Raw genomic sequence first — 13012 nt, forward strand, 5'->3', positions numbered from 1 at the left:
GGTGAGGGCGATCAGGGCGTCGTGGTCCGGGGACAGTGAGCAGGCGGGATCGGTACGGGCGGCGTCGCCGGTGAGGGCGAAGGCCTGGCAGCGGCACCCTCCGAAGTCCTCGGTCCGGCGTACGCAGCCGCGGCAGGGGTCCGGCATCCAGTCGGTGCCGCGGTAGGCGTTGAAGGCGGGTGATTCCTCCCAGATCCAACGCAGCGACCGGTCGGCGGCGTTGGGCGCGTCCAGTCCGGTCAGTGCTGCCGCCGCCGGGCAGGGAAGGGTGGTCCCGTCCGGCGCGACGGTCAGGGAGACCGCACCCCAGCCTCCCATGCAGGGCTTGGGTGTGCCGGAGAAGTAGTCGGGGACCACCCAGGTGATGTCGAGGGTGCCGCGGAGGCGCTTGCGCCAGGCCTCCACCTGTTCTCCGGCGGCGGCCAGTTGTTCGCGGCTGGGCATGAGGGCGGCCCGGTTGAGCAGCCCCCAGCCGTAGAACTGTGTGTTGGCCAGCTCGATGCGGTCCGCCTTCCAGGCCACGGCGAGTTCGATCAGTGCTTCCAGGGCGTCCAGGTTGTGCCGGTGCAGGACGACGTTGATGCCCAGGGGCAGACCGCGTTCCTCGACGAGCGCGGCGGCCTGCCGTTTGGCGGCGAAGGCGGGATGGCCGGCGAGTTCGTCGGACCGGCGTGGGTCGGCGTGCTGGACGGACAGTTGGACGCTGTGCAGGCCGGCGTCCACCAGGGCGTCGAGCCGTTCGGCCGACAGACCCGCTCCGCTGGTGACCAACTGGGTGTACAGGCCCGCCTCCACCGCGGAGCGGGTGATCTGTTCGAGGTCCTTGCACAGCAGGGGTTCGCCGCCGGAGAGGTGGGTGTGCAGCACGCCGAGCCGTGCCGCCTGGTGGAAGAGGTCGGCCCACTGGTCGGCGGTGAGTTCCCGCGACCGGCGGGTCAGTTCCAGCGGGTTGGAGCAGTAGGCGCAGTGCAGCGGGCAGGCGTGGGTGAGCTCGGCCAGCAGTGCCCAGGGTGGTGGGACGGGAGCCGTCATCGCAGGCAGCCTTCCGTGTGGAGCTTGTCCAGGAACGAGACGACCTCGTCGCGGATGTACGTGGCGTGGTCCGGCGCGAGGAGAGTGACGATCTCGTCGACGGTGCGGGTGCCGTCGACGAGGTCGAGTACGGCCCGGCCGGAGCCGTGCAGGACGATGACGCGTTCGGGCAGGAGCAGGACGTCGGCGTCGCGCACGGTGTCATGGCGCAGGAGGGCGGCGGCCGCGAGGCGGGGTCGCCAGGTGGCCGTGTCATGCACTGCGGTGGTCCTGACGGCCGGCGGCCCCTTGCACGCTGTCGAGCAGGCTCCACAGGACATCGCACTTGAAGGACAGTGCGGCCAGTGCCTGTTCCTGTTGTTCGCTGGTGCGGGCCCAGTCGCGTACCCAGCCCAGGGCTTCGCTGCCGTCGCGGCGGCCCTGCGGGACGCGGCCTCGGAAGTAGGACAGGCCGGCGGACTTGATCCAGGGGTAGTGGACGGGGAATGTCTCCAGGCGGGTCAGCATGATCGACGGGGCGCAGAGTTCGGTCAGGGACGAGGCGACGGCTTGCAGAACACCGGCGTTGCGGCAGAAGTTGACGTAGCCGTCCACGGCGAGCCGGACGCCGGGCAGCAGGTGGCGCTGGTCGAGCAGTTCGGCGCGCCGCAGGCCGACGGCCTCACCGAGTTGGAGCCATCTCTCGATGCCGCCGTCCCCGTCGGTGTGCCCGTCGTGGTCCTGGATACGTCGCAGCCAGGAACGGCGTTGCGCGGGAAGGGGCAGCTTGCTGAGGATCAGGGCGTCTTTGACGGGGATGTTGCACTGGTAGTAGAAGCGGTTGGCGACCCAGGTGCGCAGCTCGGCCGGTGCCAGTCGGCCGCGGTGCATGCGCTGGTTGAAGGGGTGGCGGTCGTGGTAGCGGCCGGCCGCCAGCGCGCGCAGCCGGCGTTCCAGCTCGTCCGCGCTCCAGGGTCCCGGATCGCCGTCGGTGCCGTGCCGGTGGGTGAGGAGCGCGCTGTCGGGTGTGGTCGTGGTCATAGGTGCACCACCGTCCTGTCTGCGGCGACGCCCAGGCCGAGGCCGGCGAGCCGTTCGTGTGCGGGATCGTCCGGGTCCACCAGGGGATTGCTGTTGTTGAGGTGGGTGTAGAGGATCTGCCTGCCGCTTCCTCGAAGCCGCCGGGCCGTGCCGTGCGGGCCGTCGATGGGCAGGTGGCCCATGGCGGACGCGGTGCGTCGTGAGAACCCCGTGCGCCGGGGCTCGTCGTCGGTCAGGAACGTGCCGTCGATGAGGACGCAGTCCGACTCGGCAACGGCGTCGGTGAGACGGTCGCTCCAGGCTGCGAGGGCCGGAGCGTACAGGGCGGTCTTCGCGGTGGCGGGGTCATGGATGCTGAGGGCGACGCTCCAGGCCGGGTGCGCGGGTTCGTCTGCGGCGTAGCGGGGGCGCTTGGCGGACAGCGGCACCGCGCCGAGGTGGAGGCCGCCGATGTCGGCGGGGCTCGCCGTGCCGGTGAGGGGGAGCTCGTGCCAGTTCAGCGTGGTGTAGGGGGAAAGGACCTCGCCGAGGGACAGTCGTGCGGTCAGCGCCCGGTGCACGGGTGGGGTGCACCAGATGTCGATTCGGGACGCCTCTCTGAGCCGGAACAGGCCGAGGGTGTGGTCGAGTTCGGCGTCGGTGAGGACGACGCGTACGACGGGCGTGCGTTCCCGGCCGGCGTCGGGCCGGAGGCCGGGGTGACTTTCGAGCTGCTCGGCGATGTCCGGAGTGGCGTTGGCGAGGAACCAGTCCCCTGCGTGCGCCGACCGGACGGCCAGGCCGTCGTGCAGTCGTCGGCGTGCGGGGTGGCGACGTGCCCCGGCGCAGCCGGGGCACGCGCAGTTCCACTGGGGTACGCCACCACCGGCTGCTGTGCCGAGGACGCGCAGCAGCACGGCGGGGTCCGCTACTTCGTGCGCAGCGAGTAGGCGGTGACTTCCAGGGCGGTGTCGACCACCGTGAAGTCGGGGCTCTGCCAGCCCGCGGGGGTCCGGTCCGCGGGCTCGGCCCGGTGCTGGGCGGCTGTCTCGTCGTACATGATGAACCTGCCTTCCTGTGGGGAGGGTTGACGGCGCCGTGGTGGGCGCCTGGATGCGGCCGGCCGGTGGCGGCCGGACGTCACTTGCAGAACGGCGACTTGCCCATGGCGGATTCGATGCCGCCGAGCAGGAGCTTCTGGAACTCGGCGGCGCCCGCGAAGGATCCGTCGGTGGAGAAGTCCTTGGCGTCGTGGCCGAGCGTGGTCAGCCAGGCCCGGCCGCCGTCGTAGTACTGGCACCAGGCGACGGGGTGGTTCTCGCCGTGGCCGGGGTGGTTGTAGTTGCCGGTCACACCCTTGGCGAGGGTGCTCTCGTCGACGTTGGCCAGGACCCGTACGTCCGTCGGGGCGGGGACGAGGTTGTACCACTCGTCGGAGAAGGTCCACCTGGACGGCAGCGACTTGGTGGACACGTCCTTGCGGTCGACGGTCTCCACCGTGCCGGACTGCTCGGGTCCGTGGTCGTAGAAGTTGGCGTTGCCGAGCAGGCCTTCGTACCAGGGCCAGTTGTACTCGGTGCCGAACGCGTTGTGGACGCCGACGAATCCGCCGCCGCCGCGGACGTACTGCCGCAGGGAGGTCTGGGCGGCGTCGTCGAGGGTGTCGCGGCTGGTGGAGTAGAAGATGACCGCGTTGTACTTGAACAGGGTCGCGGGTGAGGCGAGTTGGCTGACGTCCTCGGTGTAGTCGACCTGGAAGCCGTTGTCGGTGCCCAGCTTGCGCACGGCGTTCTGGACGACGTTGGCGTCGGTGAGGGGCGGGTTGAGGCCGGAGGCGAGCGCGGGGCCGAGGTTGGCGTGCCGGGGGCCGGCGGTACGGGTGTACAGCAGGACCTTGAAGCCCTTGGTGGTGTCGAAGTTGCCCCAGTCGTGGTAGCAGCGGGCGTCCACGCCGCGGCACACGCCGTAGTCGGGGTCGCCCAGGTTCTGGGCGCCTTGACCGACGCGGCCCTGGGCCACACTGAGGGTGCCGGTGGCCACCAGAGCGACGGTGATGCCGACCGTCGTGGCCGCGCTGGTGAGTGCCGCGTGCAGCGGGCGCATGCGGAGTCTGGATGTCATGGGGCGTCCTTACGTCGTTCCGAACGTGCTTGCGGGGGCGGCCTCGTGGGAGAGGTGGGGGCCGGAAGGCGGCGGGGGCGTACGCGGTTGCCGCACGGCCGCCACGAGACCGCGGTGGGCGCGGGCGGACGGCTACTTGACGACGATCTTGCCGGTGCTCTGCGGGGCGATCGGGTCGTTGTAGAAGTACTCGCCGGGGGTGTCGAAGGTGTACGTGTACGACTGGCCCGGCATCAGCAGCCCGGTGTCGAACTCGGCCTCGAAGAAGGACACCGCGCCGTGTGCGGACTTGTTGTCCGGGGGGTTCACGAAGGTGACGGTGGTGCCCCTGGCGATACTCAGGTGCTGTGGGGCCATGGCGTTCTGGGCGACGAGGTTCTCGGTGGTGCCGGGGGCGCTCTTGGTGTTGTCCCAGATCCGGCCGAGGGTGACGGTGTTCGCGGCGGTCTCGCCGGTGACGGCCGCGGTGCGGATCTGGTTGCGCCTGGACGGCGGGGTGGGCGCGGTGGCGGGCTGCACACCGCCGCCGAGCCTGAACGCCCACAGGTGGTCGCCCTTCGGGATGTCCGGGTAGGGCAGGCCGTTTCCGCCGGCGAGCACGGCGACGTACTGCTCGCCGTCGATCTCGTAGGTCAGCGGGTTGGTGTTGACGCCGGCACCGCACTGCCAGGTCCACAGTTCGCTGCCGTCGCGGTCGTCGAGGGCGGTGAGCACGCCGTCGGGGCGGCCCTGGAAGAGCACTCCCCCGGCGGTGCTGAGGACGCCGTTGCCGTGGGCGAGGGACCAGTCGCCCTCCTGGCGCCAGGCGACGGTGTTGGTGCGCGGGTCGACGGCTGCGAGGCCGCCGGCGAAGTACTCCCCGAGGGGGCGCGCGGTGTTGACGCGGCCGCCGTGGGTGTTGGAGTAGGCGGAGTTGATGAGGCCGTAGCCGACGTAGACCAGGCCGGTGCGGTGGCTGAAGGACGGGGAGGACCAGTCGGCGCCGCCGCCCGCGCCGGGGAAGATGATCGTCGCGCGGTCCCAGTGCACCTCGAAGGCGCCGCCGGTCGGGTAGAAGGGCACGGGCCGGGTGGCCTTGTCCAGCCGCGGCTCGGTCTCGACGAACGGCTCGCCGCCGGGGAAGGGCTGGGTGGGCGAGGTCTTCTGGGCCGCGTGCTGCGGCACCGGCCGCTCCTCCATGCCGTGGACCGGCTTGCCGGTGGCACGGTCGAGCATGTAGTACATGCCCGTCTTGCTGCCGTAGACGACGATCTTGCGCTTCTTGCCGTCGATCAGGATGTCGGCGAGCACGGGGGACATGACGCCGTCGTAGTCCCAGATGTCGTGGTGCACGGACTGGAAGTGCCAGCGCCGCTTGCCGGTCTTGGCGTCGATGGCGAGCAGGCAGTTGGCGAAGAGGTTGTCGCCGCCGCGGGTGGAGCCGTCGGTGCGCGGATAGGGGTTGCCGAACGTCCAGTAGACCAGGCCCAGTTCGGGGTCGACGGCGGGGTGGATCCAGCAGACGGCGCCGCCGGTCTTCCAGGTGTCGCCCTCCCAGGTGTCGTGGCCGTACTCCCCCGGCCCCGGAGTGCCCCAGAAGACCCAGGCGATGTCTCCGCTTCGGGCGTCGAGGGCGTAGGCGCGGCCGCGGGCGCCCGCGGTGCTGCCCTGGGTGCCGATGTAGACCAGGCCGTCCCAGTAGACGGCGGCTCCGGCGAGGCCGCCCTTGCTGCCGCCGCACTGGCCGGAGGCGGGGTCGCAGTCCGGGTTGCCCTGGTCCTCGACCAGCAGTTCGCGGCTCCATACGACGGCGCCGGTCTTCTGGTCGAGGGCGTAGACCTTGTTGTCGCCGGAGATGGTGAACGCGAGGCCTTCGCCGAGGGCCAGGCCGCGCATGTTGGTGGTCTCGCTGCCGAGGTTCGTCCTCCACTTCACCTGGCCGGTGCGGCCGTCGACGGCGAAGACGTTCTGCTGGGTGGTGGCCAGGTAGAGCACGCCGCCCTGGGCGATGACGGCGCACTGCTGGGCGGCCGAGGTGGAGCCGTTCTCCAGGTTGATGTGCCAGGCGCCGCCGAGCTTGTGGACGTTGCCCGCGGTGATCCTCTTGAGCGAGGAGTAGCTGTGGTTGCCCAGGTTGCCGCCGGCCTTGGGGTAGTTCGCGCCGGTGGCGGCGTGGGTCTGGTCGGGTACCGGCCGCGCCAGGTTGTCGGCGGAGGCGGCCTGGGCGGGGGCCGCGCCCAGCAGGGCGACGGTGGTGGCGGTTCCGGCCGCGGTCGAGGTGAGGAAACTGCGTCTGTCCATGGTCCCTCTTTCGTGACGAGTCCTGAAATACCCGTCAGTGGCAGGGCTGCGGAGTCTCAGGTGGGGGGAAGGAGGGTGCGAGGCGGATCATGGTCCGCTGTACGGTTCGGATGGTCCGTACTGTGGTTGCCGATTGGCGGAAAGTTACGTTAGGGATCCCCTCGGGGTGTGGCAAGGGGTGCAGCGCGATTTGTTCACGCGTCTTTCGGCTGCGGCAGTCGGGCCGGCAGCACGCTGCGCGGGATCGGGCCCTTGTTGCGGCGGCCCTGGCCGCTCTCCTCCCACGCGTGCGCGAGGATGCCCACCGAGCGGCTCAGGACGAACAGGCCGCGGGCGAGCGGGGCGGAGAAGCCCAGCTCGGCGTAGATGACGGCGGTGGCTCCGTCGATGTTCATGGGAACGGGCCGGGCACCGGCCCGGCGTCTTTCGAGGATGGCCTCGACGGCGAGCGCGGCGTGGAGGAAGTCGCCGCCGACGACGTTGTCGCGAACCGCCTGTCGGACCAGACCGATCAGTGGATCGCGCCGTGGGTCGACGGGGTGGAAGCGGTGGCCGAAGCCCGGCAGGTAGCGTGAGCGGCTCTGCCAGTCGGCCATGACCTCCTGGGCCGCCTGTTGCCAGCTGCCGCGCGAGGCGTACAGGTCGCGGATGTCGGTGAGCATCTCCACGCACTGCTGGCCGGCTCCGCCGTGGGCGTCGCCCAGCATGTTCACGCCGGTGGCGACGGCGTTGTTGAGGCCGACTCCGCAGGTCGCCGCCATCCGGGCGGCCGCGATGGAGGGGGCCTGGGGTCCGTGGTCGACGCCTGCGACCAGCGCGGCTTCGAGCAGGGACGATTCACGGGGCGTGGGCAGGCCCGCGCGCAGCATCAGCCAGATGATGTCGACCAGGCCTGCGGTGCCGATGAGGTCCTGCACCGGCCGGTCACGCAGTTCGATGCTGCCGGGCTCGATGTGGCTGACCGCGGTGGCCCACCAGCGGGCGGCCTCACCGGCTTCTTCATGGGCGTCGGTCATGACGCGGCGGCCTCTCCGGCCGACGCCTGGGCCACGCCCGCCCAGCTGGTCGCGATCTCCTCGCGGTGCACGTTGTGTTCGCCCAGCAGCGGTGGCGGAGAGGTCGGCCCGAAGGCCTCTCCGTCGACGAGAACGCCGTTGCCGACGACGTGCAGGGGCCGTCCGGGACGTGCTGGGTGGTCGAGGCCGGTGATGAAGTTCCGATGGGCCAGTTGTGGCTGGTCCAGGGCCTGGGGCACGGTGAGCACCCGTGCGGCGGGCACACCGGCGGCGTTCAGTTCGCGCTCCCAGTCGGCGGCCGGGCGGCTCGACAGTGCCTTGTTCAGGGCCGTGTTGAGCGCGTCGCGATGGGTCTTGCGCTGTTCTCGTTCGCTGAAGCGGTCGTCGGTGATCAGTTCCGGCGCGCCGGCCAGCCGGCACAGCGCCTCGAACTGACGCTGCTGGTTGGCGGCGATGTTGATCGGTCCGTCCAGGGCACGGAAGGTGCCGGAGGGGGCCGCCGTGGGGTTCTGGTCGCCGATCGGTTCCGGCGGGATCCCGCTGACCAGGTAGTTGGACACGGCCCAGCCCATGGTGGACAGGGACGCCTCCAGCATCGAGACGTCGAGACGGCTGCCGTGCCCGGTGCGTTCGCGGTGCAGGAGGGCGGCGCTGATGGCGAAGGCGGCCATCAGCCCGCCGGTGGTGTCGCAGACGGGGAAGCCCACGCGCTGGGGCGCGGTCCCGGGCGTGCCCGTGATGCTCATCATGCCGGTGAGGCCCTGGACGATCTGGTCGTAGGCCGGGGCGTCGCTCATCGGGCCGTCCTGCCCGAAGCCGGAGATGGAGCAGTAGACGAGGCGCTCGTTGAGCCGGGCGAGGCGCTCCGGGTCGTAGCCCATGCGTGCCAGGACGCCGGCCCGGAAGTTCTCCAGCAGGACGTCCGCCCCGGTGAGCAGCCGTTCGAAGAGGGTTCGGTCGGCGGTGTCCTTGAGATCGAGTTCCAGTGACGACTTGCCCGCGTTCTGGGCGAGGAAGGACGCTCCGACGCCGTCCCTGTTCAGGGTGGGGTCGGGGCCCAGGTTCCGGGCCAGATCGCCCTGGCCCGGACGCTCGATCTTGACCACTTCGGCCCCCATGAGCATGAGCTGGTAGCTGCAATAGGGGCCTGCCAGCACGTTCGTGAGATCCAGAACGCGTATTCCATCCAGTGGGCGAACGTGCATAGGACGTCTCCTTCCAGCGGCGCCTGCTGCGGCGCCGCTGCCGGCTTGGTTAGGTGCGCGGCCCCAGGGAGTGGTGGAAGCCCTGCGCGGCGATGCGCGCGGCCGTCTCGCGCAGGTCGTCCGCGAACACCTCGGTGTCCTGCTCCGAGATGCGCGCGCTGGGGCCGCTCAGTGAGAGCGAGGCGACCGCCACGCCCGACTGGGTGCGGATGGGCACGGCGACGGCGGTGAGGCCGATGTCGCGCTCGCCGTGGCTGACCGCGTAACCGCGGTCGGCCGCCTCCGTCGCCCACAGGCGCAGCTGTTCGACGTGTGCCACGCCGTGCGGGGAGGCCGCCGCGACGCGTTGCAGCAGCCCGTCGGTGGCGCCGATGAGCAGTACCTTCGACGAAGCGCCCGCCCACAGCGGGAGTTCGTCGCCCACGCGGACCACGTGCCGCAGCGGTTGAGGGCTTTCCTGCTGGGCGACGCAGACTCGGTGGATGTCGCGGCGGATCATCAGATTCGCCGTCTCGCCGCGCCGGTCGACCAGTTCACGCATCAGTTTCTGCGTGTCCGGCGGCAACTCCCAGCTGGTGTGCGCCAGATGGGCCCAGCGCCACAGGCCGGGTCCGGCCGTGTAGCCCGCAGGTGTCGCCCACAACAGCCCGTACTGCTCCAGCGTCTGGACCAGGCGCACCACGGTCGTCTTGGGCAGGCCGGTCGCGTCGACCATGTCCTTGAGCGGGACGGTGGGCTGATCTTCGGTCAGCAGCGACAGGATGTCCAGGGCCCGGCGCACGCTGCGCACGCCGCCTTGTCCTTGCTCCGCGTCCACACGCTCTCCTTCGTCGTCGGGCGGCCGCCCGGCCCGTCGCCAGGCGCGGCACCTGAGGCGGACAGCTTCTACCAGCGGGGATCCATTCGAAAACCGCCGCCGGTTTTCAACTTCCTTGCGTCGGCCTATTGCCACGGCCCCTCGGCGCCCGTACGTTACACGCCAGTCCACAGAGCAGTCCATGGAAACCACTAGATGGTTTTTTCTGGAGACCTGATGCTGCAAGACCTCCTCAAGGCCGCCGACCAGAACGACGTGGTCGAGGCCCTCCCCTACCTCGCCGGATCCTGGGGCGGCGAAGGACCACCCACGGACCGCACCGGCCCCTACCTGAGGCGCACCGTCAGCCGTGCCCCGGCCGCGACCGAGCGTGAGATCGGCACGGCGATCGCACGGGCCGACGGTTACGCGCGGCAGATGGCCGAACTCGCGCCCGTCGCCCGGGCCGACATCCTGGAGACCGCCTCACGCAACGCGCTCGCCCACCGCGACCGGCTCGCCCGCCTTCTCGCGCTCGAACTGGGCAAACCCGTCAAGGACAGCCGCACCGAGATCGAACGGGTGGCCGCCACCTTCGCCGTCTGCGCGGCCGAGGCCCGCCGCATCGACGGCGAGATGCTGCCGGTGGCCGGCTGGCACACCGGCGTCGGCAACACCGCCCTCACCTACCGGGCGCCCGCCGGAGTGGCCCTGGCCATCACCCCGTTCAACGCGCCGGCCAACCTCCTCGCCCACAAGCTCGGCGCCTCCTTCGCCGCGGGCAACACCACCCTGGTCAAGGCCCCGCCGCAGGCGCCGGCCGTCTCGGCCGCCGTCGTCGCCCTGCTCCTCGACAGCGGCCTGCCCCACCAGGCGGTCCAGCTGCTGCACGGCGGCGGCGACGTCGGTGCCGCCCTGTGCGCCGCCGACCCGGTGAGCGTCGTCAGCTTCACCGGCAGCGCCGGCACGGGTGCCGCCGTGGCCCGCGCCGCGGGCCGCAAGCGGCTCGCCCTGGAGCTGGGCGGCAACGCCGCCACCATCGTGTGCGAGGACGCCGACGCCGCGGCAGCCGCACAGGCCTGCGCCCGCACCGGCTACAGCAACTCCGGCCAGAGCTGCATCTCCGTGCAGCGGGTCTACGTCCACCGCTCCCGCTACGCCGAGTTCCTCGACGCCTTCACCGCGGCGGTCGACGCACTGGTCGTCGGCGATCCGCTCGACGAGCGCACCGATGTCGGTTCCATGGTCGACGAGACCGCGGCCGAACGCGTGGTGGCCTGGGCGGACGAGGCACGCCGGCTGGGCGCGAGGGTGCTGCGCGGTGGCACCCGCGACGGCGCCACCGCCGCCCCGACCATCGTCGCCGACCCGCCCGCCCACGCCTCCGTGGTCGTGCACGAGGTGTTCGGCGCGCTGGTCGCCGTGCTGCCCTTCGACGACTTCGACACCGTCCTCGAACAGTGCAACGCCAGCCGCTACGGACTCCAGGCCGGCCTGTTCACCCACGACCTCACCCGCGTCCTCACCGCCTGGCGACGCCTGGAGGTCGGCGGACTGATCGTGAACGGAACCTCCAACTTCCGTCTCGACCACGTGCCGTTCGGCGGGGTGAAGGACTCCGGCTTCGGCCGCGAGGCCCCTCGGTGGCTCATCGAGGACTACACCGTCGTCAAGACCCTCGTCCTGCGGGGACTGTCCGTCTGGGGCGACGCCCGCGAGCTGCCCAAGGAGACCCCGTGACCCCCGTGACCGCCGCCGAGGCCCTCGTCGCCCAACTCGAGTCCTACGGCGTGGAGTACGTCTTCGGCACCTGTGGGCACACCAACATCGCCCTCCTCGACGCCCTCGGCCCGAGCGGCATCGAGTTCGTGATCGCCCGCCACGAGCAGGCCGCCGCCCACGCGGCCGACGGCTACGCCCGGGCCACCGGCCGTCCCGGAGTCCTGCTCACCCATGTGGGTCCGGGCATGATGAACGCCGTCACCGGCGTCGCCACGGCCGCCCTGGACTCCGTACCGCTGGTCGTCATCACCGGCGACATCCCCTCCTACTACTACGGCCGTCACCCGCACCAGGAGGTCAACCTCCACGCCGACGCCGACCAGACCGCGATCTACCGGCCCTTCTGCAAGCGCACCTGGGAGGTGCAGCGGGTCCAGGACCTCCCGCGCGTCACCGAACGCGCCTTCTTCACCGCCGTCAGCGGCCGGCCCGGCACGGTGCTGGTCAATGTTCCGATGGACCTGTTCAACCGGCCGGTCGCGCCCTACGACGGCAGCCATCCACTGCCCGGACACCTCGGCCGACCCGGCCTGGACGAGGCGACCGCCGACCGGATCGCCGGTGAACTGCTGGACGCCGAACGCCCGTTGATCTACTTCGGCGGCGGTCTGCGCGGCCCGCGCGCCCGCGCCGAGCTGCTGGCACTGGCCGAACACCTCGACATCCCCCTCGCCCACTCCCTGATGGGCAAGGGCGTCGTCGCCGACCGTCATCCCCTGCTGCTGGGCATGCCCGGCTTCTGGGGACTGGACAGCACCCACGAACACACCAAGGGCGCCGATGTCGTCCTGGCCCTGGCCACCCGCTTCGCCGAGACCGACGCCAGCTCCTGGGACGCGACGTACACCTGGAACTTCCCGCCGAGCAGGCTGCTCCAGATCGACATCGACCCCGCCGAGATCGGCCGCAACTACCCCGTGCACATCGGCGCCGTGGCGGACGTGGAACTCGCCCTGGAGAAGATCGGCGCGGCGGTCCGGGCCCGCCGAAGCGCGCCCGTCTCCCGTCCCGGCCTGCGCGAGAGCATCGCGGCCGCACGCACCGGTGTGTTCGACGCGGCACGCGAGGCCGGGCGCAGCGACAACTTCCCGCTGCGGCCCCAGCGCATCCTGACCGACCTGCGCGAGGCCCTGCCCGACGACGCGATCCTGGTCACGGACGTCGGCTGGAACAAGAACGGCGTCGCGCAGTGCTACGAACTGCCCGAGGAGGGCCGCTTCATCACTCCGGGCGGCGCCTCCACCATGGGCTTCGGCCCGGCCGCCGCCGTCGGCGTGCAGATCGCCCACCCCGAGCGCGTCGTGGTGGCCCTCATCGGCGACGGCGGCATGAGCGCCCAACTGCCCGCGGTACCGATGGCCGTGGAACAGGGCGCGCCCGTCGTCTTCGTGGTGATGAACAACCGCGCTCACGGAACCATCGCCGACCTCCAGGCCTCGTCCTTCGGGCGGTCCTACGGCTGCGAGTTCACCGACGCCGAAGGCCGGCCCTACAGCCCGGACTTCGCGCGGTACGGCGAGTCCTGCGGCGCCGACGGCTACACCGTCAACGCACCCGGCGACCTGCGCAAGGCCCTCGACGACGCCGTCGCCCGCCGCCGCCCGGCCGTGCTCGACGTACCCATGGTCAACGAGCCGGTGCCCACCCCGGGGCACTGGAACATCAAGGACATCTACGCCGGCCGCTTCCCGGCCGACAGCGCCTGATCCGCACCCGCACCGCCCGCCGGCCCCGACACCACGGGCCGGCGGGGTCCGCGTCGCCTCCCCCCACCCCCTGCC

At 71.3% G+C, this 13012-nt stretch carries 12 protein-coding genes; 2 read left to right on the plus strand and 10 right to left on the minus strand.

From position 1 onward, the window contains the following. From pqqE to FNH09_RS38645, 10 genes are all read right to left on the minus strand, one after another. Positions 1–1032, minus strand: a 1032-nt coding sequence (gene pqqE, locus FNH09_RS38605; RefSeq protein WP_152894541.1) for a pyrroloquinoline quinone biosynthesis protein PqqE, incomplete at its 3' end; no start/stop codon positions are given. Then, positions 1029–1292 carry a pyrroloquinoline quinone biosynthesis peptide chaperone PqqD gene (pqqD, locus tag FNH09_RS38610; RefSeq protein WP_338017817.1) on the minus strand — a complete coding sequence of 88 codons (264 nt, stop codon included), beginning with the start codon at positions 1290–1292 and terminating at the stop codon, positions 1029–1031. The genes pqqD and pqqE, both read right to left, overlap by 4 nt. Continuing rightward, positions 1285–2052 (minus strand): pyrroloquinoline-quinone synthase PqqC, encoded by a 768-nt coding sequence (gene pqqC / locus FNH09_RS38615; protein ID WP_152894543.1) that lies wholly within the window; start codon positions 2050–2052, stop codon positions 1285–1287. Before pqqC ends, pqqD begins: the two co-directional genes overlap by 8 nt. Next, positions 2049–2948: a pyrroloquinoline quinone biosynthesis protein PqqB gene (gene pqqB, locus FNH09_RS38620; RefSeq protein WP_162469743.1), complete on the minus strand. Its 900-nt coding sequence runs from the start codon at positions 2946–2948 to the stop codon at positions 2049–2051. Before pqqB ends, pqqC begins: the two co-directional genes overlap by 4 nt. A gap of 11 nt (positions 2949–2959) precedes the next feature. Then, positions 2960–3091 (minus strand): pyrroloquinoline quinone precursor peptide PqqA, encoded by a 132-nt coding sequence (pqqA, locus tag FNH09_RS47310; RefSeq protein WP_162469744.1) that lies wholly within the window; start codon positions 3089–3091, stop codon positions 2960–2962. 80 nt (positions 3092–3171) lie between these two features. Continuing rightward, entirely contained in the window at positions 3172–4152 is a 981-nt protein-coding gene (locus FNH09_RS49660; RefSeq protein WP_152894545.1) for a ThuA domain-containing protein, read from the minus strand. Between the two features lie 132 nt (positions 4153–4284). After that, positions 4285–6432, minus strand: a complete 2148-nt coding sequence (locus FNH09_RS38630) for an outer membrane protein assembly factor BamB family protein (protein ID WP_152894546.1) — start codon at positions 6430–6432, stop codon at positions 4285–4287. A gap of 194 nt (positions 6433–6626) precedes the next feature. Beyond that, entirely contained in the window at positions 6627–7448 is an 822-nt protein-coding gene (locus tag FNH09_RS38635; protein WP_152894547.1) for a citryl-CoA lyase, read from the minus strand. After that, positions 7445–8653, minus strand: a complete 1209-nt coding sequence (locus tag FNH09_RS38640; RefSeq protein ID WP_152894548.1) for a CaiB/BaiF CoA transferase family protein — start codon at positions 8651–8653, stop codon at positions 7445–7447. Before FNH09_RS38640 ends, FNH09_RS38635 begins: the two co-directional genes overlap by 4 nt. Positions 8654–8702: 49 nt before the next feature. After that, complete coding sequence (locus FNH09_RS38645) at positions 8703–9470, minus strand: IclR family transcriptional regulator (protein ID WP_338017818.1); 768 nt, start codon at positions 9468–9470, stop codon at positions 8703–8705. Between the two features lie 216 nt (positions 9471–9686). Here FNH09_RS38645 and FNH09_RS38650 point away from each other — a divergent pair, with 216 nt between their 5' ends. Then, entirely contained in the window at positions 9687–11189 is a 1503-nt protein-coding gene (locus FNH09_RS38650) for an aldehyde dehydrogenase family protein (protein WP_162469745.1), read from the plus strand. Next, complete coding sequence (locus FNH09_RS38655) at positions 11186–12937, plus strand: thiamine pyrophosphate-binding protein (protein ID WP_202919845.1); 1752 nt, start codon at positions 11186–11188, stop codon at positions 12935–12937. The genes FNH09_RS38650 and FNH09_RS38655 overlap by 4 nt, the downstream gene beginning before the upstream one ends. The last annotated feature ends 75 nt before the right edge of the window (positions 12938–13012 follow it).

Origin of the sequence: Streptomyces adustus (assembly GCF_009377175.1) — a bacterium.
GTDB lineage: Bacteria > Actinomycetota > Actinomycetes > Streptomycetales > Streptomycetaceae > Streptomyces > Streptomyces adustus.

Excerpts from the sequence above, each read along its gene's own strand:
- pqqC (WP_152894543.1), bottom strand. The coding sequence starts at position 2,052 with ATGACCACGACCACACCCGACAGCGCGCTCCTCACCCACCGGCACGGC.
- FNH09_RS38635 (WP_152894547.1), bottom strand. The coding sequence starts at position 7,448 with ATGACCGACGCCCATGAAGAAGCCGGTGAGGCCGCCCGCTGGTGGGCC.
- pqqA (WP_162469744.1), bottom strand. The coding sequence starts at position 3,091 with ATGTACGACGAGACAGCCGCCCAGCACCGGGCCGAGCCCGCGGACCGG.
- FNH09_RS38630 (WP_152894546.1), bottom strand. The coding sequence starts at position 6,432 with ATGGACAGACGCAGTTTCCTCACCTCGACCGCGGCCGGAACCGCCACC.
- FNH09_RS49660 (WP_152894545.1), bottom strand. The coding sequence starts at position 4,152 with ATGACATCCAGACTCCGCATGCGCCCGCTGCACGCGGCACTCACCAGC.
- FNH09_RS38640 (WP_152894548.1), bottom strand. The coding sequence starts at position 8,653 with ATGCACGTTCGCCCACTGGATGGAATACGCGTTCTGGATCTCACGAAC.
- FNH09_RS38650 (WP_162469745.1), top strand. The coding sequence starts at position 9,687 with ATGCTGCAAGACCTCCTCAAGGCCGCCGACCAGAACGACGTGGTCGAG.